Source organism: Cupriavidus basilensis (genome assembly GCF_029335485.1).
Taxonomy (GTDB): Bacteria; Pseudomonadota; Gammaproteobacteria; order Burkholderiales; family Burkholderiaceae; genus Cupriavidus; species Cupriavidus basilensis_E.
Genome location: NZ_JARJLM010000461.1, coordinates 13108 through 32691 on the forward strand (window position 1 = coordinate 13108; position 19584 = coordinate 32691).

At 66.2% G+C, this 19584-nt stretch carries 18 protein-coding genes; 15 read left to right on the forward strand and 3 right to left on the reverse strand.

Features of this window, described 5'->3' with window-relative positions; all coding sequences use genetic code 11:
• Positions 1 to 19 precede the first annotated feature (19 nt).
• Positions 20 to 694, reverse strand: coding sequence for a RadC family protein (gene radC / locus P3W85_RS27945; protein ID WP_017227113.1), 675 nt, complete (start codon positions 692 to 694; stop codon positions 20 to 22).
• A 90-nt stretch (positions 695 to 784) separates the two neighbouring features.
• Between radC and P3W85_RS27950 the strand changes: the two genes are divergently transcribed.
• The 7 genes from P3W85_RS27950 to P3W85_RS27980 all read left to right on the forward strand — a co-directional run bounded on the left by P3W85_RS27950 (position 785) and on the right by P3W85_RS27980 (position 8134).
• Complete coding sequence (locus tag P3W85_RS27950) at positions 785 to 1276, forward strand: FKBP-type peptidyl-prolyl cis-trans isomerase (RefSeq protein ID WP_017227112.1); 492 nt, start codon at positions 785 to 787, stop codon at positions 1274 to 1276.
• Positions 1277 to 1325: 49 nt separating this feature from the next.
• Entirely contained in the window at positions 1326 to 2288 is a 963-nt protein-coding gene (gene ispH / locus P3W85_RS27955; protein ID WP_017227111.1) for a 4-hydroxy-3-methylbut-2-enyl diphosphate reductase, read from the forward strand.
• Positions 2289 to 3095: 807 nt separating this feature from the next.
• Positions 3096 to 4298 (forward strand): branched-chain amino acid ABC transporter substrate-binding protein, encoded by a 1203-nt coding sequence (locus P3W85_RS27960; protein ID WP_017227110.1) that lies wholly within the window; start codon positions 3096 to 3098, stop codon positions 4296 to 4298.
• A 203-nt stretch (positions 4299 to 4501) separates the two neighbouring features.
• On the forward strand, positions 4502 to 5437 hold the full coding sequence (locus P3W85_RS27965; protein ID WP_017227109.1) for a branched-chain amino acid ABC transporter permease: 936 nt from the start codon (positions 4502 to 4504) through the stop codon (positions 5435 to 5437).
• A gap of 17 nt (positions 5438 to 5454) precedes the next feature.
• A complete protein-coding gene (locus P3W85_RS27970; protein WP_017227108.1) occupies positions 5455 to 6612 on the forward strand; it encodes an ABC transporter permease subunit in 1158 nt (385 codons plus the stop codon).
• A gap of 13 nt (positions 6613 to 6625) precedes the next feature.
• Positions 6626 to 7402, forward strand: a complete 777-nt coding sequence (locus tag P3W85_RS27975; protein ID WP_017227107.1) for an ABC transporter ATP-binding protein — start codon at positions 6626 to 6628, stop codon at positions 7400 to 7402.
• 15 nt (positions 7403 to 7417) lie between these two features.
• A complete protein-coding gene (locus P3W85_RS27980) occupies positions 7418 to 8134 on the forward strand; it encodes an ABC transporter ATP-binding protein (protein WP_017227106.1) in 717 nt (238 codons plus the stop codon).
• 183 nt (positions 8135 to 8317) lie between these two features.
• On the opposite strand, the gene P3W85_RS27985 is transcribed toward P3W85_RS27980, so the two are convergent.
• Positions 8318 to 9505: an acetylornithine transaminase gene (locus tag P3W85_RS27985; RefSeq protein ID WP_276267141.1), complete on the reverse strand. Its 1188-nt coding sequence runs from the start codon at positions 9503 to 9505 to the stop codon at positions 8318 to 8320.
• Positions 9506 to 9768: 263 nt separating this feature from the next.
• Complete coding sequence (locus tag P3W85_RS27990; protein ID WP_276267142.1) at positions 9769 to 10836, reverse strand: CDP-6-deoxy-delta-3,4-glucoseen reductase; 1068 nt, start codon at positions 10834 to 10836, stop codon at positions 9769 to 9771.
• A gap of 9 nt (positions 10837 to 10845) precedes the next feature.
• Between P3W85_RS27990 and P3W85_RS27995 the strand changes: the two genes are divergently transcribed.
• The 8 genes from P3W85_RS27995 to P3W85_RS28030 all read left to right on the forward strand — a co-directional run.
• Positions 10846 to 11826, forward strand: a complete 981-nt coding sequence (locus tag P3W85_RS27995) for an NAD-dependent epimerase/dehydratase family protein (protein WP_276267143.1) — start codon at positions 10846 to 10848, stop codon at positions 11824 to 11826.
• Positions 11827 to 12280: 454 nt separating this feature from the next.
• Entirely contained in the window at positions 12281 to 13252 is a 972-nt protein-coding gene (locus P3W85_RS28000) for an ABC transporter substrate-binding protein (protein WP_017225899.1), read from the forward strand.
• A gap of 13 nt (positions 13253 to 13265) precedes the next feature.
• Positions 13266 to 14138 carry an ABC transporter permease gene (locus P3W85_RS28005; protein WP_276267144.1) on the forward strand — a complete coding sequence of 291 codons (873 nt, stop codon included), beginning with the start codon at positions 13266 to 13268 and terminating at the stop codon, positions 14136 to 14138.
• Complete coding sequence (locus P3W85_RS28010; protein ID WP_017224953.1) at positions 14135 to 14914, forward strand: ABC transporter ATP-binding protein; 780 nt, start codon at positions 14135 to 14137, stop codon at positions 14912 to 14914. Before P3W85_RS28005 ends, P3W85_RS28010 begins: the two co-directional genes overlap by 4 nt.
• A 3-nt stretch (positions 14915 to 14917) precedes the next feature.
• Complete coding sequence (gene hutC, locus P3W85_RS28015) at positions 14918 to 15691, forward strand: histidine utilization repressor (protein ID WP_017224952.1); 774 nt, start codon at positions 14918 to 14920, stop codon at positions 15689 to 15691.
• A gap of 71 nt (positions 15692 to 15762) precedes the next feature.
• Positions 15763 to 17346: a histidine ammonia-lyase gene (hutH, locus tag P3W85_RS28020; RefSeq protein ID WP_276267145.1), complete on the forward strand. Its 1584-nt coding sequence runs from the start codon at positions 15763 to 15765 to the stop codon at positions 17344 to 17346.
• Positions 17347 to 17512: 166 nt separating this feature from the next.
• A complete protein-coding gene (hutU, locus tag P3W85_RS28025; protein ID WP_276267146.1) occupies positions 17513 to 19243 on the forward strand; it encodes a urocanate hydratase in 1731 nt (576 codons plus the stop codon).
• Positions 19240 to 19584: HutD/Ves family protein (locus P3W85_RS28030; protein ID WP_276267147.1), on the forward strand; the 345-nt coding region annotated here is incomplete at its 3' end. The genes hutU and P3W85_RS28030, both read left to right, overlap by 4 nt.

The following is a 19584-nucleotide window of genomic DNA, read 5'->3' on the forward strand; positions in this document are numbered from 1 at the left end:
GTTCGCGCCACACCTGGCTTCATAGCTGGCCATGTTCCGCAAAGGAGTGGACGTGGCTGCCCGCCACGATGAAGTGATCCAGCACCTGGACGTCGATCAAGGCCAGGGAACGCGCCAGCGCGCGCGTCATGGCGAGATCGGCCGCACTGGGTGCGGCGTGTCCCGACGGGTGGTTGTGTGCGACGATCACGCCGGCGGCATTATGAAACAGTGCCTGTCGCGCCACTTCGCGAGGGTATACGCTGGTTTGCGTCAGGGTACCACGGAACAGTTCCTCGCTGGCCAGCAGCCGGTTGCGCGCATCGAGGAACAGGCACAGGAAGACTTCATGCTGACGCTGTGCCAGCGTCAGGCGCAGGTAGTCGCGCACAGCGGTGGGCGAATCGAGCCCGTCGGGCAACGACAGCCGCTCGGCCAGCGCCCGCCGCGTGAGTTCCTGCGCCGCCTGGAAATGGGCGTACTTGGCGGCGCCCATGCCCTTGACGCGGGCCACTTGCTCCTGGCTGGCGGAAAAGAGGGCGCTGAGGGTGCCAAAGTCGTTCAGTAGTTCGCGTGCGAGATCAACCGCACTTTTTCCGGCCATGCCCACGCGCAGGAACACGGCGAGCAGTTCGGCATCCGAGAGCGCGGCGGCGCCGCCCAGCAGCAACTTTTCGCGCGGCCGCTCGTTGCTGGGCCAGTCGGTAATGCGCATGACACGATCCCCCCCGAACAATGGGACCGCGGACAAGGCGGCGCGCGGTCGAGTCGCTTACAATACGGGTTGTTGACAGGTTGAGCATCCATGAATTTGCAAACTTTTGCGTCAGGCCCGAAGGACGGCGCCGCGGACGGTCGCAAGACCGTACTGGCGGACTCGTTCCTGACCCTGCACTACAGCATTTCCCTCGAGAACGGCACTGAGATCGTCAGCACGTTCGAAGAAAAGCCCGCTACGCTGCTGCTGGGGCAGGGCCAGTTCGCGCCCACCCTGGAGCAGGCGCTGCTGGGCATGCCCGAGGGCGAGCGCATGACCTACCGGCTGGCGCCGGAGCACGCCTTCGGCCCGCGCAACCCCGAGTTGCTGCAACGGGTTTCGCTGGCGACGCTGCGCGAGAACAGCTCTTTCGAAGAGGACTACGCCCCGGGCGACCTGGTCGAGTTCAACGCGCCAGGCGGCGGTAAGTATGCAGGAGTGCTCAAGGAGATCGGCGCGACTTCGGCGCTGTTCGATTTCAACCACCCGCTGGCCGGACAGACCATCCTGTTCGATGTCCAACTGATCGGCATTCTCTGAGCAGACCACCGCCCGGCCAGTCGCCGGCACCCTTGAATCGAATCCTTGCATGTCTGAACCCACCACTGCCCCCGATGCCGAGATCCTGATGGCGCAGCCGCGCGGCTTCTGCGCCGGCGTGGATCGCGCCATCGAGATCGTCGAGCGCGCCCTTGAACGCTTTGGGGCGCCTATCTACGTGCGCCACGAGATTGTCCACAATGCCTATGTGGTGGCCGACCTGCGGCGCAAGGGCGCAGTCTTCGTGGACGAACTCGAAGAAGTGCCGCCGGGCTCCACCGTGATCTTCAGCGCGCATGGCGTCTCCAAGGAGGTGCGTGCCGATGCCACCGCGCGTGGCCTTAATGTCTTCGACGCGACTTGCCCGCTCGTGACCAAGGTGCACGTGGAAGTCGGGAAGATGCGTGCCGAGGGATGCGAGATCATCATGATCGGCCACAAGGGGCACCCCGAGGTCGAGGGCACGATGGGTCAGGCCGAGGGCGGCATCCTGCTGGTCGAGTCCGTCGCCGATGTGGCCAGGCTGCGGGTGAGCGATCCCGCGCGTCTGGCGTTCGTGACCCAGACCACGCTCTCCGTCGACGAGACGCTCGAGATCGTGCAGGCGCTCAAGGCGCAATTCCCGCTGATCCGCGAGCCCAAGAAGCAGGACATCTGCTACGCCACGCAGAACCGCCAGGATGCCGTGAAGTTCATGGCGCCCCAGGTGGAGGTGGTGATCGTGGTGGGCAGCCCGAACAGCTCGAACTCCAATCGCCTGCGAGAACTCGCGGAGCGGCTGGGCGTGCCGGCCTATATGGTCGACGCCCCCGAGCAGCTGCGTCCGGAATGGATTGCCGGCAAGCGCCGTATCGGCCTGACCGCGGGTGCGTCCGCACCGGAAGCGCTGGCCCAGTCCATTGTCGAGCGCCTGCATCTCCTGGGTGCACGCAACGTGCGGGCGCTGGATGGCATCGAGGAAAAAATGTCGTTCCCGCTGCCGCGCGGCCTGCAGCAGGTGACCTCCGCCTGATTCCCCGACGGCATGCCGGGCGGCCCCTGGGAGGGGCGCCGGCATGCCGCCGGTGTTCGCCCGCCCCCGTCCTTCCTTCCTTTCCCCTGAGCGGCATCCCTCCCGCCGGCTTCCGTGGCCGCGTTGTGTGCAACGCCGATCCCCGGCACACAGCTTCGCCTCCTGGCCAAGTGCTCGCGCCGGGTGCTAATCCGCTCCCTTTCTGTCGTGCCGCCGCTGCGTTTCGCCGATCCACCCTTGCGTGGGGACCGGAAATGCATTGCCCAATCTTGGTGCATTCCATTGTGCCGCGTAAACTCTTATTTCCTTTCGGTGGCACCAATTTATCGCATCGATATATCGCCTGATAATGCACAGCGCCGGTGCTGAAGTCCGTATGCCTATCTGCAAGACAATACAATTCAGGGAAATCCCTATAATTGGGGATTTCCCTATTATGGTGCTGGCGGGTGTGTGTGCTCTATTTGAATGCGGCGGTTCATATTAAATGAAACACCTATTTAATACCGGCCCGCCGGGAGTGACGAAAACGCTGCAAAGGCGGCCTGTGGTGTGAGGTAGGCACGATTCTTGTTAGTATCAACAGCTCCCCGCCTTATAGACGGGAATTGCCCCAATGTCGGCATTGGGGAAATTCCCTAGCTCATTTGGCGGGTTAATCCTTCAGGTTGTTGCGTCGCGTATTGCATCCGTATAAAAAGGGAATACAATTCGCGCGTTTCAAATTGAAACTAAACAATGGCGGTTCAGGGAAACGTCCGGGGGGCGTTGGTTTACCCTGATCATGTGAATCCTAGGAGATCACTCATGCAAATCACGTTTGCCAAGATTCTGCCGATCGCGGCTGCAGTGGCGCTGGTTACTGCTTGCGGCAAGAAGGAAGAAAAGCCGGCCGAAACGGCAGCGTCGGCTCCTGCCGCGGCCATGGCCCCGGCAGGCGGCGGTGAAGTCGTAGTCAAGATTGGCCATGCGGCACCGCTCACCGGCGGTATCGCCCACCTTGGCAAGGACAACGAAAACGGCGCCCGCCTGGCCGTGGAAGAAGTCAACAAGACCGGCCTGGAGATCGGCGGCAAGAAGATCAAGCTCGAGCTGGTCGGCGAAGACGACGCAGGCGACCCGAAGACGGGCACCGCCGTGGCGCAGAAGCTGGTGGACGAGAAGGTCGTGGCCGTGGTTGGCCACCTGAACTCAGGCGTATCGATCCCGGCCTCCAAGATCTACAGCGATGCGGGCATCGTGCAGATCTCGCCGTCGTCGACCAATCCCGACTACACCAAGCAGGGTTTCAAGACCACCTTCCGCGTGGTGGCTACCGATGCCCAGCAGGGTCCGGCACTGGCCAACTACGCGTCCAAGAGCCTGCATGCCAAGACCGTGGCCATCGTCGACGATGCCACCGCCTACGGCAAGGGCCTGGCCGACGAGTTCGAGAAGACCGCCAAGGCGTCCGGCGTGAACGTGGTGGCCCGCGAAGCCACCAACGACAAGGCCACCGACTTCAAGGCCATCCTGACCAAGATCAAGGGCAAGAAACCCGACGTGATCATGTACGGCGGCATGGATGCCACTGGCGGTCCGTTCGCCAAGCAGGCCAAGGAACTGGGCATCCCCGCGAAGATCGTGGGCGGCGACGGCGTGTGTACCGACAAGGTGGCCGAACTGGCTGGCGACGCCGTGTCCAACATCATCTGCTCGGAGGCCGGTCTGGCCCTGTCGAAGATGGAGCAGGGCGCGGATTTCGACAAGCGCTACCAGGCTCGCTTCAATACGCCGGTGCAGATCTACGCACCGTTTACCTATGACGCCGTGATGGTCATCGTCGACGCCATGAAACGCGCCAACTCGACCGATGCCGCTGCGATCCTGGCCGAGATGCCCAAGACGAACTACAAGGGCCTGATCGGCAACATCGCCTTCGACGAGAAGGGCGACATGAAGGAAGGCACCATCACCCTTTACGAATACAAGGACAAGAAGAAGACCGTACTTGACGTCGTGAAGATGTAAACCGGGCTTACCGGCCCATCCGAACGGCACCGTGAGTACCTTGCGGTGCCGTTTTTTTAGCCTTGCCATACGTACGGCATCCTTACCAAGGGTGGAGTAGGCGGGCCGCTTACCAGCAAACGACCACACTACCAAACCACTCATATATCACCGTCCGACCGGCATCCACACTATGGAGGTTCGGACGGAAGCAAGGAGTTTTCATGGATATCCTTATCCAGCAGATCGTGAACGGTCTGGTGCTCGGCAGCATCTATGCGCTGATCGCACTTGGCTACACCATGGTCTACGGCATTCTCGGGATCATCAACTTCGCCCACGGCGACGTGCTGATGATCGGCGCCCTGACCGCCCTGTCAGCCATTCTTGGGTTGCAGAAATTTTTCCCCGGGTTGCCCGAGTGGCTCACGCTGGTGATCGCGACCCTGATCGCCATGCCGGTCTGCGCCGTGCTGGCCTACACCATCGAGCGGGTGGCATACCGGCCGTTGCGCAACGCGCCCCGGCTGGCCCCGCTGATTACCGCCATCGGCGTTTCCATCATCCTGCAGACACTTGCCATGATGATCTGGTCGCGCAACCCGCTGACCTTCCCGCAACTGCTGCCGTCCAGCCCGATCGATATCGGCTCGACCGGCGCGACCATCACGGGCAAGGAAATCGTCATCATCGGCATGGCGCTGATGGTGATGTCGGGCCTGCTGCTCCTGGTCAACCGCACCAAGCTCGGCCGCGCCATGCGCGCCACCGCCGAGAACCAGAAGGTGGCGGGCCTGATGGGCGTGAACCCGAACTTCGTGATCTCCGCCACCTTCATGATCGGCGCCACGCTGGCTGCGCTGGCCGGCGTGATGATGGCCACCAACTACGGCAATGCCCACTTCTACATGGGCTTCATCCCTGGCCTGAAGGCGTTCACCGCCGCAGTGCTGGGCGGCATCGGCAATCTCGCCGGCGCCATGGTCGGCGGCATGCTGCTGGGCCTGATCGAAGCGCTGGGAGCCGGCTATATCGGTGACCTCACCGGTGGGGTGTTCGGCTCCAACTATCAGGACGTGTTCGCCTTCATCGTGCTGATCATCGTCCTCGTCTTCCGTCCGTCCGGCATCATGGGCGAGCGGGTTTCCGAACGCGCCTAAGCCCAAGGAGAGAATCCATGAATACCCCGATTCCATCCACGGCGCAGACAGCGCCGGTGACCAAAACGCCGGCCAAGACCATGGCCGCGCTGCTCGGCTTCCTGGTGATCGCCCTGTGCGCGCCGTTCCTCGTGCAGACGCTGGGCGGCAACTACTGGGTGCGCGTGCTCGACTTTGCGCTGATCTACATCATGCTGGCGCTTGGCCTGAACATCGTGGTGGGCTTCGCCGGCCTGCTCGACCTGGGCTACATCGCCTTCTATGCCGTCGGCGCCTACATGATGGCCTTGCTGGGTTCGCCTCACCTGGCTAACCAGTTCGAGTGGATCCACCAGCTCTTTCCGCATGGCCTGCATGTCTCCATGTGGTTCGTGCTACCGCTGGCGGTGATGGTGGCGGCAACCTTCGGCGTGCTGCTCGGCGCGCCAACGCTCAAGCTGCGCGGCGACTACCTCGCCATCGTGACGCTGGGCTTCGGCGAGATCATCCGCATCTTCCTGAACAACCTCGACCGCCCGCTCAACATCACCAATGGCCCGAAGGGGATTACCGCGGTGGACCCGGTCCACATCTTCGGCTTCGATTTCTCCAAGTCGCACGAGATCTTCGGCCTGAAGTTCACGCCGGTGTTCATGTACTACTACCTGCTGGTGGTGCTGGTGATGGCCATTGTGTTCATCTGCCTGCGGCTGCAGAACTCGCGGATCGGACGCGCCTTCGTGGCCATCCGCGAAGATGAGATCGCCGCCAAGGCGATGGGCATCAATACCCGCAACATCAAGCTGCTGGCGTTCGCCATGGGCGCCTCGTTCGGGGGGGCGTCGGGCGCGGTGTTCGGCGCCTTCCAGGGTTTCGTCTCGCCCGAATCGTTCGTGCTGTGGGAGTCCATCTATATCCTGGCCATCGTGGTGCTGGGCGGCATGGGCCATATCCCGGGCGTGATCCTGGGCGGGATCCTGCTGGTCGGCTTCCAGGAACTGCTGCGCGCGGTGGCGGAGCCGGCGCAGAACATGCTCTTCGGCCACACCATCGTCGACGCCGAAGTGCTGCGCCAGTTGCTGTTCGGCCTGGCGCTGGTTGGCGTGATGCTGTATCGCCCGGCGGGCCTGTGGCCGTCGCCGCGCAAGGAAGACCGGCCGGTGGTGCGCCGCCCGGGCAGCGTTGGCCGTTTCTGACCAGGAGGACACTATGAGCAACGAGAACATCCTCCTGTCGGTACAGGGGGTCAACAAGCGATTCGGCGGCCTGCAGGCATTGTCGGAGGTGGGCCTGCAGATCAAGCCGGGCGAGATCTACGGCCTGATCGGTCCCAACGGGGCCGGCAAGACCACGTTCTTCAACGTGATCACCGGCCTGTACACGCCGGACTCCGGCGAGTTCGTGCTTGGTGGCACGCCCTACCGGCCGACCGCCGTGCACGAGGTGGCCAAGGCCGGTATTGCCCGGACCTTCCAGAACATCCGCCTGTTCGGCGACATGACCGCGTTGGAAAACGTGATGGTGGGGCGCCATGTTCGCACCAAGGCGGGCCTGCTCGGGGCGGTATTCCGTCCGCGCTCGGTGCGGCGCGAGGAAGAGTCGGTGGAAGACTGGGCGCACGACCTGCTCGAATACGTGGGCATCGCCAAGTATGCCCATTTCACCTCGCGCAATCTTTCCTACGGCCACCAGCGCCGCCTGGAAATCGCACGGGCGCTCGCCACTGAGCCCAAGCTGCTGGCGCTGGATGAACCCGCCGCCGGCATGAACGCCACCGAGAAGGTGGAGTTGCGCGGCCTGCTCGACAAGATCCGCAGCGACGGCAAGACCATCCTGCTGATCGAGCACGACGTGAAGCTGGTGATGGGCCTGTGCAACCGCCTGACCGTGCTCGATTACGGCAAGGTCATCGCGCAAGGCCTGCCGCATGAAGTCCAGAGCAACCCAGCGGTGATCGAGGCTTACCTCGGTACCCCGGCGCACTGACGGGGGAAAGAGACCATGAAAGACACAGTACTGAAGATTTCCGGCCTGAAGGTCGCCTACGGCGGCATCCAGGCGGTCAAGGGCGTCGACCTCGAGATCAAGGACGGCGAACTGGTGACGCTGATCGGCGCCAACGGCGCCGGCAAGACCACCACCATGAAGGCCATTACCGGCCTGCAGGGCTGGGCCGGCGGCGACGTGGAGTACATGGGCAAATCCATCAAGGGTGTGCCCAGCTACACGCTGCTCAAGCAGGGCCTGGCGATGGTGCCGGAAGGGCGCGGCGTGTTCGCGCGCATGACCATCACCGAGAACCTGCAGATGGGTGCCTACACGCGCACCGACGAGGCCGGCATCAAGTCGGACATCGACCGCATGTTCGGCATCTTCCCGCGCCTGAAGGAGCGCGCCAACCAGTTGGCGGGCACCATGTCGGGCGGCGAACAGCAGATGCTGGCCATGGCGCGCGCGCTGATGAGCCAGCCCAAGCTGCTGCTGCTGGACGAGCCGTCGATGGGCCTGTCGCCGATCATGGTCGCGAAGATCTTCGAGGTGGTGCGCGATGTCTCCGCGATGGGCGTGACCGTGCTGCTGGTGGAGCAGAACGCGCGGCTGGCGCTGCAGGCCGCGCACCGCGGCTATGTGATGGAGTCGGGCCTCGTCACCATGAGCGGCGACGCCAAGCAGATGCTGGACGATCCGAAGGTGAGGGCGGCTTACCTGGGCGAGTGAGATCGCCTGGGCAAGATCGCCGCAACGCCGGCCGAGGCCGCCGGATCGGCCAAGACCATCTGCCATGACGACGGCTGTCGCTCCCTCTCCCGCAAGCGGGAGAGGGAGCAGACCGATGGCCCGGAAAAAAAAGCCCGGTGCAAATGCACCGGGCTTTTTTTCGTCAACAGGACCAGGATGCTATCAGGCCAGCTTCTTCAGCAGTGTGCGCAGCATGCCGATCATCTGGTCGATTTCCCCGATGGTGACGTTCAGCGCCGGCATGAAGCGCAGCAGGTTGGGCCGCGGCGAGTTCAGCAGCAGGCCTTCCGGCTGCATGTCGCGCGCTTCTTCCACCAGTTGCGGGCCGATGTCCTTGTTCAGCACCAGCGCGCGCAGCAGGCCTTCGCCGCGTTCGCCGCCCAGGCCGAACTCGGACGACAGCGCCAGCAGCTGCTCGCGCAGGTAGGCGCCTTTCTCCACCACGCTCGGCAGGAAGCCGGGCGCGGTCAGCTGGGAGATCACGGCGCTGCCGACTGCCGTCATCACCGGGTTGCCGTTGTAGGTGCCGCCCTGGTCGCCGGCTTCGAAGCTGGCCACTTCGGCCTTGCACATCAGGGCCGCCAGCGGCACGCCGCCGCCGATGCCCTTGCCCAGCGTCATGATGTCCGGCTCCACGCCGGACAGCTGGTAGGCGAACATCGTGCCGCAGCGTCCGCAGCCGGTCTGCACTTCATCGACGATCAACAGCAGCTTGTGCTGGTCGGCCAGCTTGCGCAGGCCCTGCATGAACTCGCGCGAGGCGGGGATCACGCCGCCTTCGCCCTGCACCGGCTCCAGCATGATGGCCACGGTCTTGTCGGTGATCAGCTTTTCCACCGAGGCCAGGTCGTTCAGGCCGGCCTTGGGGAAGCCCGGCACCTGCGGCGCGAAGATGGTGTCCCAGCCGGCCTTGCCCGACGCGCTCATGGTGGCGAGCGTGCGGCCGTGGAAGCTGTGGTCCATGGTGATGATCTCGAACGCGCCGTGCTTGTGCTTGCGGCCCCATTTGCGCGCCAGCTTGATCGCGCCTTCGTTGGCCTCGGCGCCGCTGTTGGCGAAGAAAACCTTATCGAAGCAGCTGGCGTCGGTGAGCTGCTTGGCCAGCTTGAGCATCGGTTCGTTGTAGAACGCCGGGCTCGGGTTGAACAGTTTTTGCGACTGCGCCACCAGCGCGTCGATCATGCCCTGGTTGGAGTGCCCCAGGCAGTTGACCGCCCAGCCTTGCACGAAGTCCAGGTATCGCTTGCCATTGTGGTCCGTCAGCCACGAGCCCTTGCCTTCGGTAAAGACGAGCTCGGGCCGGTTGGTGATGTACATCAGGGATTGGACAGGGTACTCAGCAAATGCCATGGCGGACTCCAGGGGTCGGCGTGAAACAGGGGAGAGGAGAGCGGAAAAACAAAAAGCCACGGGGATTGCCCGTGGCTTGTCGACCTGAACAGATGCTATGGACGGTCAGCCGCGAGGCACCCCGGTGGGGAGCAACGTACGGTAGCTGCGTCGATTGATAGCGTAGTTCATGGCGGCCAATATAAGGCGCATGCGCCCGGCTGTCAAAACGAATTTTGCGCGAGCCGGGCATTGTTGCAGCTAGGGAACGGACCGGGCGGCGCTCAGGCCGCCGGCGGCACCGAGCCGGCCGGGTGCAGGTCGGCTTCCGAGGTGAACGAGTCGGCGAAGAAGGCGTCCTCGTGCAGGTCGCAGCGCAGGGAGAAGTCCTTGCGCGCCGCATTGACCATCACCGGCGCGCCGCAGGCGTAGACCTCGAAGCCGGCCAGGTCCGGGTGGTCTTCCATCACGGCCTCGTGGACAAAGCCGGTGCGGCCGTCCCAGTCGTCGGCGGGCTGCGCGTCGGAGATCACCGGCACATAGCGGAAATTGGGCAGCTCGCGCGACCACTGCTCGCACAGCGCATGCATATAGAGGTCGGCCGGGCGGCGACCGCCCCAGTAGAGCGTCATCGGGCGCGTGATGCCGGTGTAGGCGGCGTGCTCGACGATGGCCTTGATCGGCGCGAAGCCGGTGCCGGAAGCCAGCAGGATGATGGGCTTGTCGGAATCCTCGCGCAGGAAGAAGCTGCCCAGCGGGCCTTCGAAGCGCAGGATGTCACGCTCCTTCATGACCGGCTGGCCGTCCTTGGCGCCGAACACGTAATCGGTGAAGGTGCCCCCCGGCATATGGCGGAAGTGCAGCTCGATCGGGCCTTCCTGGTGCGGCGGCGTGGCGATCGAGTAGCTGCGGCGCTTGCCGTCGCGCAGCAGGAATTCCACATACTGGCCGGCCAGGTACTGCATGCGCTCGGTGGCGGGCAGTTGCAGGCGGGCGACGATGACGTCGCCGGCCACGCGTTCCATCGAGGCGACCCGGCACGGGATCTTCTTGATGGGAATGTCGCCGGCGCCCTGCACCTCGCGGCATTCGATGATGATGTCCGAGGCGGCCCTGGCGCAGCAGAACAGCGCGCGGCCCTCGGTCTCTTCCTGCGCGGAAAGCGCGGAAGCGGCATGATCGCCCTGGACGATGTCGCCGGCGGTGACGCGGCCCTTGCAGGACCCGCACGCGCCGTTCTTGCAGCCGTAGGGCAGGCCGATGCTGTGGCGCAGGGCCGCGCTGAGGATGGATTCGTCCGCGGCCGCTTCGAACGTGCGGCCACTGGGCATGACGGTAACTTGATAAGCCATAATCACTCTATGAGCAAAAATCTGTCGCGACGCCGCCTGGGTCGCCCGCGCCTTCTCATCGTCGGCTGCGGGGACATCGGCACGCGTTGCCTGCGTATTCTGTCGACGCGCTGGCGCGTCTTTGCCGTCACTTCGCAGCCGTCCCGCCGCGCTGCGCTACGGGACAACGGCGCCGTGCCGCTGGTTGCCGACCTGGACCGGCCCGCCACGCTGGCGCGCCTGGCCGGCCTGGCCGGCAGGGTGCTCCACCTGGCGCCGCCACCCGCCCGAGGCGAGGGCGATCCGCGCACGCTGGCGCTGCTGCGCGCCTTGCGGCGCGGTGCCTGGCGGCGGTCTCCCGCGCGTGCTGCCGGCTGGTCTGCCAAGCCCGCCATTCTACCCGAGCGAGGCGGCAGCGGGTCCGCGCGAGGCGCCGGGCGGCCGGCCTTCGTCTATGCCAGCACCTCCGGCGTGTATGGCGACCGCGGCGGCGCCCGGCTGGCCGAATCGCACCCGGTGCGCCCGCAAACCGCGCGCGCACGGCGCCGCGTGGCGGCCGAAGGCGCCGTGCGCCGTTTTGGCCGCGATGCCGGCTGGCGCGCCTCGATCGTGCGCATCCCCGGCATCTACGCCGAAGACCGGCTGCCGCTGGCGCGCCTGGCCAAAGGCACGCCGGCGCTGGCATCCCAGGACGATGTCTATACCAACCACATCCACGCGCACGACCTGGCCCGCACCATGGTGGCCGCGCTCTTCCGCGGCCGGGCCCAGCGGGTGGTGCATGCCAGCGACGATTCGGAAATGCGCATGGCCGACTATTTCGACCTGGTGGCCGACCGCCGCGGCTTGCCGCGCCCGCCGCGCCTGGCCCGCGCGCAGTTGCGCGAGGCGGTGGAGCCCACCCTGCTCAGCTTCATGAGCGAATCCCGGCGGCTGGAAAATGCCCGTCTCAAACGCGAGCTGCGCCTGCGGCTGCGCTATCCCACGGTGGTGTCCTTCTTCGACGCTTGACGCCTTGCGCCCGGCGCCTGCATTCCGTCTGGCGGGATGCTCCTTGTGCGGCGTCCTCGTGGCACGCCGTTTGCGTAGATGTCGCCGCCCGATCCTGTATAGACAGCAAGTGATGTCCCGCCGGCAACACGACACCGCTCTGGTGCGCGAACCGGGCCGCTTCCAGTGCGGACGCCCCGGCAAAGGGCAAGGCGCGGCGTCCGGCCTGGCGGCGTAACCCGGTGTATTCCCTTGGTTTGTGGCCGATGCGCGGCATGCCGGATCCTGGGTGCCGCTAACGCCGGTTTCGCCTCTCGCCTCGGGTTAACTACTGCATTGACTTGTATATACAGGGTTGCTAAATTGCCTGGCAAATGACCGGCGCCGCAAGTACGGCGCCGCCCGAGCCGGGCGGTCCGGCCGTTGCCGATGCTGGCGCGGCCCTCGTTCGCATCACACCAAAGGAGCCAGGAAGATGGGATTTCGTATCCGTAGCGGTCTCTCGCTAGCCGTGTTTGCCGCCGTTGCCGCTGTCACCACCGGTGCCGCCGGCACCGCGCAGGCCCAGACCACCCAGGTCACGCTGGGCATGAGCGGCTGGACCGGCTTCGCGCCGCTGACGCTGGCCGACAAGGCGGGCATCTTCAAGAAGCACGGGGTCGACGTCGACATCAAGATGATTCCGCAGAAGGACCGCCACCTGGCGCTCGCCGCCGGCGCCATCCAGTGCGCGGCCACCACGGTCGAGACCCACGTGGCGTGGAACGCCAACGGCGTGCCCATCACCCAGATCGTGCAGCTCGACAAATCCTACGGTGCCGACGGCCTGGCCGTGCGCGGCGACGTCAAGGGCTTCGCCGACCTCAAGGGCAAGACCATCGGCGTCGATGCGCCCGGCACCGCGCCTTACTTCGGCCTGGCCTGGATGCTCAGGAAGAACGGCATGACCCTGAAGGATGTCAAGACCACCACGCTGTCGCCGCAGGCGGCCGCGCAGGCTTTCGTCTCGGGCCAGAACGACGCCGCCATGACCTATGAGCCGTACCTGTCGTCGGTGCGCCAGAACCCGGACAAGGGCAGGATCCTGGCCACCACGCTGGACTACCCGATGGTGATGGACACCCTGGGCTGCGCGCCCAAGTGGCTCAAGGACAATCCCAAGGCCGCGCAGGCGCTGGTCGACAGCTACTTCGAAGCGCTCGACATGATCAGGCAGGACCCGGCCAAGGCCAACGACATCATGGGCGCGGCGGTCAAGCAGAGCGGCGAGCAGTTCGCCAAGTCGTCCGCCTACCTGCGCTGGCAGGACCGCGAGGCCAACCGCAAGTTCTTCGGCGGCGAGCTGGCCAGCTTCAGCAAGGAAGCGGCGCAGGTGCTGCTGGATATCGGCGTGATCCGCCAGGTGCCGGACGTCACGGCCCTGTACGACGCGCGCTTCATCAAGTAAAGAGGGCGGCGCCATGACGCAGGTTCGCATCGGTTCGCCCGCCGCCACGCCGGCGGCCAAGACGGCGGCGCCCAGGGCCGCCGCCGCGCCGGCCCGCCGGCATCCCTGGCTGGCGCCGCTGGCGCCGGTATCCCAGCGCGCGCGCTGGGTGCTGGGTCTGTTGTTCTTCGTGCTGTTCTTCGGTGTGTGGGCGGCGGTGACCCTGGGCGGCATGGTGCCGCGCACCTTCCTGGCCGACCCGATGACCATGGCCCATGAGGGCGTGCTGCTGTTCACCGAGTACAACTTCGCCGGCGATATCGGCATGACGGTGTGGCGCGTGCTGGGCGGCTTCGTGCTGGCCGCCGCGCTGGCGGTGCCGCTGGGCATCTTCATGGGCGCCTACAAGGCGGCCGAAGCCTTCTTCGAACCCTTTGTCTCGTTCTGCCGCTACCTGCCGGCCTCGGCCTTCATTCCGCTCCTGATCCTGTGGGCCGGCATCGGCGAGGCACAGAAGGTGCTGGTGATCTTCATCGGCTCCTTCTTCCAGATCGTGCTGATGGTGGCGGTGACGGTGGGCGCCGCGCGCCGCGACCTGGTGGAGGCGGCCTACACGCTGGGCGCCTCCAGCAGCGGCATCGTGCGGCGCGTGCTGATCCCGGGTGCCGCGCCCGAGATCGCCGAGGTCCTGCGCCTGGTGCTGGGCTGGGCCTGGACCTACGTCATCGTGGCCGAGCTGATCGGCTCGTCCTCCGGCATCGGCCACATGATCACCGACAGCCAGGCGCTGCTCAATACCGGGCAGATCATCTTCGGCATCATCGTGATCGGCTGTATCGGCCTGGTTTCCGACCTGGCTTTCAAGCTGGCCAACCAGCGCCTGTTCCCGTGGAGTTCGATCAAATGAGCGCGCTGTCCATCCAGCAGGTCTCGCGTACCTTCGTCAACCCGCGCGGCGGCCAGACCGTGGCCCTGCAGCCGACCGATTTCGAGGTGGCGGACAACGACTTCGTCACCATCCTCGGCCCCTCCGGCTGCGGCAAGTCCACGCTGCTGCGCATCGTCGCCGGGCTGGACACGCCCACCACCGGGCGCGTGCTGCTCGACGGCCAGCCTGTTACCGGCCCCGGCGCGGACCGCGGCATGGTGTTCCAGTCGTACACGCTGTTTCCGTGGCTGACCATCGAGCAGAACGTGCGCTTCGGCCTGCGCGAGCGCGGCATGAGCGAGGCCGACCAGCGCGAGCGCAGCGACTTTTTCATCCAGCGCGTGGGCCTGCGCGGCTTCGAGCATCACTATCCCAAGCAGCTCTCGGGCGGCATGCAGCAGCGCACCGCCATTGCCCGCGCGCTGGCCAACGATCCCAAGATCCTGCTGCTCGACGAGCCCTTCGGCGCGCTCGACAACCAGACCCGCGTGCTGATGCAGGAACTGCTGCTGGGCATCTGGGAGGCGTCGCGCAAGACGGTGCTGTTCGTCACGCACGATATCGACGAAGCCATCTTCATGGCCAACCGCGTCGCCGTGTTCTCGGCGCGGCCGGGCCGCATCAAGCGCACCATCGACGTCGGCTTTCCGCATCCGCGCCACTACACTATCAAGACCTCGCCGGCGTTCTCCGAACTCAAGGCGCTGCTGACCGAGGAAATCCGCGCCGAGGCCATGGCCTCGGCCGAGCACTGAGCCATGAAAGCCGCCACCGCCAACCGCCGGGGTGTTCCCGATGCCGCTCCCGCCGCGCTCTACCAGCAGGTCAAGGAATACATCGCGCGCCATATCCAGAGCCGCGCGTGGCAGCCGGGCGACCGCGTGCCGTCCGAGCAGGAACTGGTGACCCGCTTTGGCGTGTCGCGCATGACGGTGAACCGCGCGCTGCGCGAACTCGCCGAGCAGGGCAGGGTGGTGCGCGTGGCCGGCGTGGGCACGTTCGTGGCCGAGCACAAGCCGCAATCGACGCTGCTCAACGTGGTCAACCTGCAGGACGAGATCCGCATGCGCGGGCATGACTACGCCTGCGACGTCATCGTCGTGGAACGCGTGGCGGCCTCCATCGAGGTGGCCGCCGCGCTCGACCTGCACACCGGCGAATCGGTGTTCCATTCGGTGTGCGTGCATCGCGAGGACGGCGTGCCGGTGCAACTCGAAGACCGCTATGTGAATCCGCGCGCGGCGCCGGACTTCATCAACCAGGATTTCGCCGCGGCCGATGGCATGAAGCCGGGCGAATACCTGCTGCGCCATGTGCCTTACGACCAGATCGAGCACGTGGTCGACGCCATCTCCGCCACCCCGGAGCAGGCCACCCGGCTGGAAATGCCGGCCGGCCAGCCTTGCCTGCTGCTGACCCGCCGCACCTGGACCAGCGGCACCCCCGTTACCTTCGTGCGTTGCCTGCATCCAGGCAACCGTTATCGCCTCGGCAGCCGATTCCGCGCCGACGGCAATCCGGCCTTCGGCTGACCCAGCCGTCCGCCGTGTTTTCAGAAACCAGGGCCAATTACAAATCTGGCTGTATAGACAGGGACATACAAATGAGCGCAAACCAAACCACTCAAGCCTCCCGGCCGCTGCTGACGTTGCAGCCGGGCGCCGTCACGCTGGCCGACCTGCGCCGCATCCATCGCGGCGAAGTGCGCCTGGCCATGGATGCATCCGCCTGGGCCGGCGTGCGCGCGTCCCAGGCCACCGTGCAGGACATCATCGACGCCGACGCGGTGGTCTACGGCATCAACACCGGTTTCGGCAAGCTGGCGCAGACCCGCATCCCGCACGACAAGCTGGCCGAGCTGCAGCGCAACCTGGTGCTGTCGCACAGCGTGGGCACCGGCGCCGACCTGGCCGCCGACACCGTGCGGCTGATCCTGGCGATCAAGGCGGTGAGCCTGGCGCGCGGCCATTCGGGCATCCGTCCGGAGATCATCGAGGCGCTGCTGGCGCTGGCCAACCACGGCGTCACGCCCTGCATCCCGGCCAAGGGCTCGGTGGGCGCCTCGGGCGATCTGGCGCCGCTGGCGCATATGTCGTGCACGCTGATCGGCGTGGGCGAGGTGATGATCGGCGGCGTGCGCCGTCCGGCTGTGGAGGGCCTGGCCCACGCCGGGCTGGAGCCGTTCACGCTGGGCCCCAAGGAAGGGCTGGCGCTGCTCAACGGCACCCAGGTCTCCACCGCGCTGGCGCTGGCCGGCCTGTTCGCCGCCGAAGACGTGTTCGCCGCCGGGCTGGTGGCGGGCGCGCTGTCGCTGGAGGCCATCAAGGGCTCGGTCAAGCCCTTCGACGCCCGCATCCACGCCGCGCGCGGCCAGGCCGGGCAGATCGCCGTGGCCGGCGCGGTGCGCGCGCTGCTGGACGGCAGCGCCATCGTCGATTCGCACAAGACCTGCGGCCATGTGCAGGACCCGTACTCCATCCGCTGCCAGCCGCAGGTGATGGGCGCCTGCCTGGACAACCTGCAGCACGCCGCGCGCGTGCTGCAGATCGAGGCCAACGCCGCGTCGGACAATCCGCTGGTATTCCCCGAAGCAGGCGACGTGATCTCGGGCGGCAACTTCCACGCCGAGCCGGTGGCCTTCGCCGCCGACATCATCGCGCTGGCCATTGCCGAGATCGGCGCCATTTCCGAGCGCCGCCTGGCGCTGATGCTCGATACCGGCCTGTCCGGCCTGCCGCCGTTCCTGGTGCGCGACGGTGGCCTCAACTCCGGCTTCATGATTGCGCAGGTCACCGCCGCGGCACTGGCCTCCGAGAACAAATCGCTGGCGCACCCCGCCAGCGTGGACAGCTTGCCCACCTCGGCCAACCAGGAGGACCATGTGTCGATGGCGACCTATGGCGCGCGCCGCCTGGGCGATATGGCGGAGAACACCGCGGTGGTGGTCGGCATCGAAGCCATGGCCGCGGCGCAGGGCATCGAGTTCCACCGGCCGTTGCAGTCCTCGCCGCTGATCGAAAGCGAACTGGCGCGCATCCGCGCACGCGTGGCCTTTGTGGAAGGGGACCGCTACCTCGCGCCGGACATCGAGGCGATGAAGCAGTGGGTGACGCAGGGCGATGCGGGTGCCGGCTGGCCGGAAGCGGTGCGGCAGATCCTGCCGTCGCAGGTGGGCGTTTCTTCATAAGCACGCAGGCCGGACAACACCATTGGCTCCGCTTCAAGTGGCTCCTCGCCAAATCGCCCCTCTCCCCAACCCTCTCCCCGTGAGGGGAGAGGCCAGGCGTGCCTGGATACGACGCATGGCCAACTACCGTAGCGCAGGTTGAAACCAACCCGCAGGAGAACCAGACATGAACGCCAACGAACAACAATTCACCATGGCGGCAGCCCAGCGCGGCCCGCGCGAGATCCGCGCCCCGCATGGCACCGCGCTGCACTGCAAGAACTGGCTGATCGAGGCCGCCTACCGCATGATCCAGAACAACCTCGATCCCGACGTGGCCGAGCGCCCGCAGGACCTGGTGGTGTACGGCGGCATCGGCAAGGCGGCGCGCAACTGGGAATGCTTCGACGCCATTCTCGACAGCCTGCGCAATCTGGGCGAGGAGGAGTCGCTGCTGGTGCAGTCCGGCAAGCCGGTGGGCGTGTTCCGCACCCATGCCGACGCGCCGCGCGTGCTGATCGCCAATTCCAACCTGGTGCCGCACTGGGCCACCTGGGACAAGTTCAACGAACTCGATCGCGCCGGCCTGATGATGTACGGCCAGATGACCGCCGGCTCGTGGATCTACATCGGCACGCAAGGCATCGTGCAGGGCACCTATGAGACCTTTGTCGAAGCCGGCCGCCAGCACTACAACGGCGACCTGTCCGGCAAGTGGATCCTGACCGCCGGCCTGGGCGGCATGGGCGGCGCGCAGACGCTGGCCGGCGTGCTGGCCGGCGCCTGCGTGCTGGCGATCGAATGCCAGGAGTCGCGCATCGACTTCCGCCTGCGCACGCGCTACGTCGACAAGAAGGCCACCAGCATCGACGAGGCGCTGGCCATGATCGCAGAGGCCACGCGCAACCGGCAGGCCATTTCCGTCGGCCTGCTCGGCAATGCCGCCGAGATCATGCCAGAGCTGGTCAGGCGCGCGCAGGCCGGCGGCATGCGTCCGGATATCGTCACCGACCAGACTTCGGCGCACGACCTGGTCAACGGCTATCTGCCCGAGGGCTGGAGCGTCGCCCGATGGGAAGCCGCGCGCACGGCCGATCCGAAGTCGGTCGAGGCGGCCGCCAGGACCTCCATCGTCAAGCATGTGCAGGCCATGCTGGCCTTCCAGCAGATGGGCGTGCCCACGCTGGACTACGGCAACAACATCCGCCAGGTCGCCTTTGACGAGGGCGTGGCCAATGCCTTTGACTTCCCGGGGTTTGTGCCGGCGTATATCCGTCCGCTGTTCTGCCGCGGCAAGGGCCCGTTCCGCTGGGTCGCACTGTCGGGCGACCCCGAGGACATCTACAAGACCGATGCCAAGATGAAGGAGCTGTTCCCCGAGGACCGCCACCTGCATCGCTGGCTCGATATGGCGCGCGAGCGCATCGCCTTCCAGGGCCTGCCCGCGCGCATCTGCTGGGTGGGGCTGGACGAGCGCCACCGCGCGGGCCTGGCCTTCAACGAGATGGTGAAGAACGGCGAGCTGAAGGCGCCCGTGGTGATCGGCCGCGACCATCTGGATTGCGGCTCGGTCGCCAGCCCCAACCGCGAGACCGAAGCCATGCGCGACGGCTCGGATGCCGTGTCCGACTGGCCGCTGCTCAACGCCTTGCTCAACACCGCCGGCGGCGCGACCTGGGTCAGCCTGCATCACGGCGGCGGCGTGGGCATGGGCTTCTCGCAGCATGCGGGGGTGGTGATCGTCTGCGACGGCACCGATGCCGCCGCCAGGCGCATCGAACGCGTGCTGTGGAACGATCCGGCCACCGGCGTGATGCGCCATGCCGATGCCGGCTACGAAAGCGCCATCGACTGCGCGCGCGAGAAGGGCCTGAAGCTGCCGATGCTGGCGCAGGCACCGAAGGCGGGCGAGGCATGAGCGACGCACTGGAAGGCATGCACGGCATGGAACGCTTCTCGCTCGGCGCGCTGGCGCCCCAGCCCTGGAAGAACGGCGGCGGTGTCACCCGCGAGATCGCGGCATGGCCCGAGGGCGCCGGCATGGGCGATTTTCAGTGGCGCGTCAGCGTGGCCGATATCGCGGCCGACGGTCCGTTCTCGGCCTTCCCCGGCATCGACCGCCAGATCGTGCTGCTCGAAGGCGCGGGCGTGCGCCTGCAGGCCGACGACGGCAGCTTCGACCATCGCCTGGATACCGTCGGCGCGCCGTTCGCCTTTGCCGGCGAGCGCGGCGTGCAGGCCACGCTGCTGGACGGCACC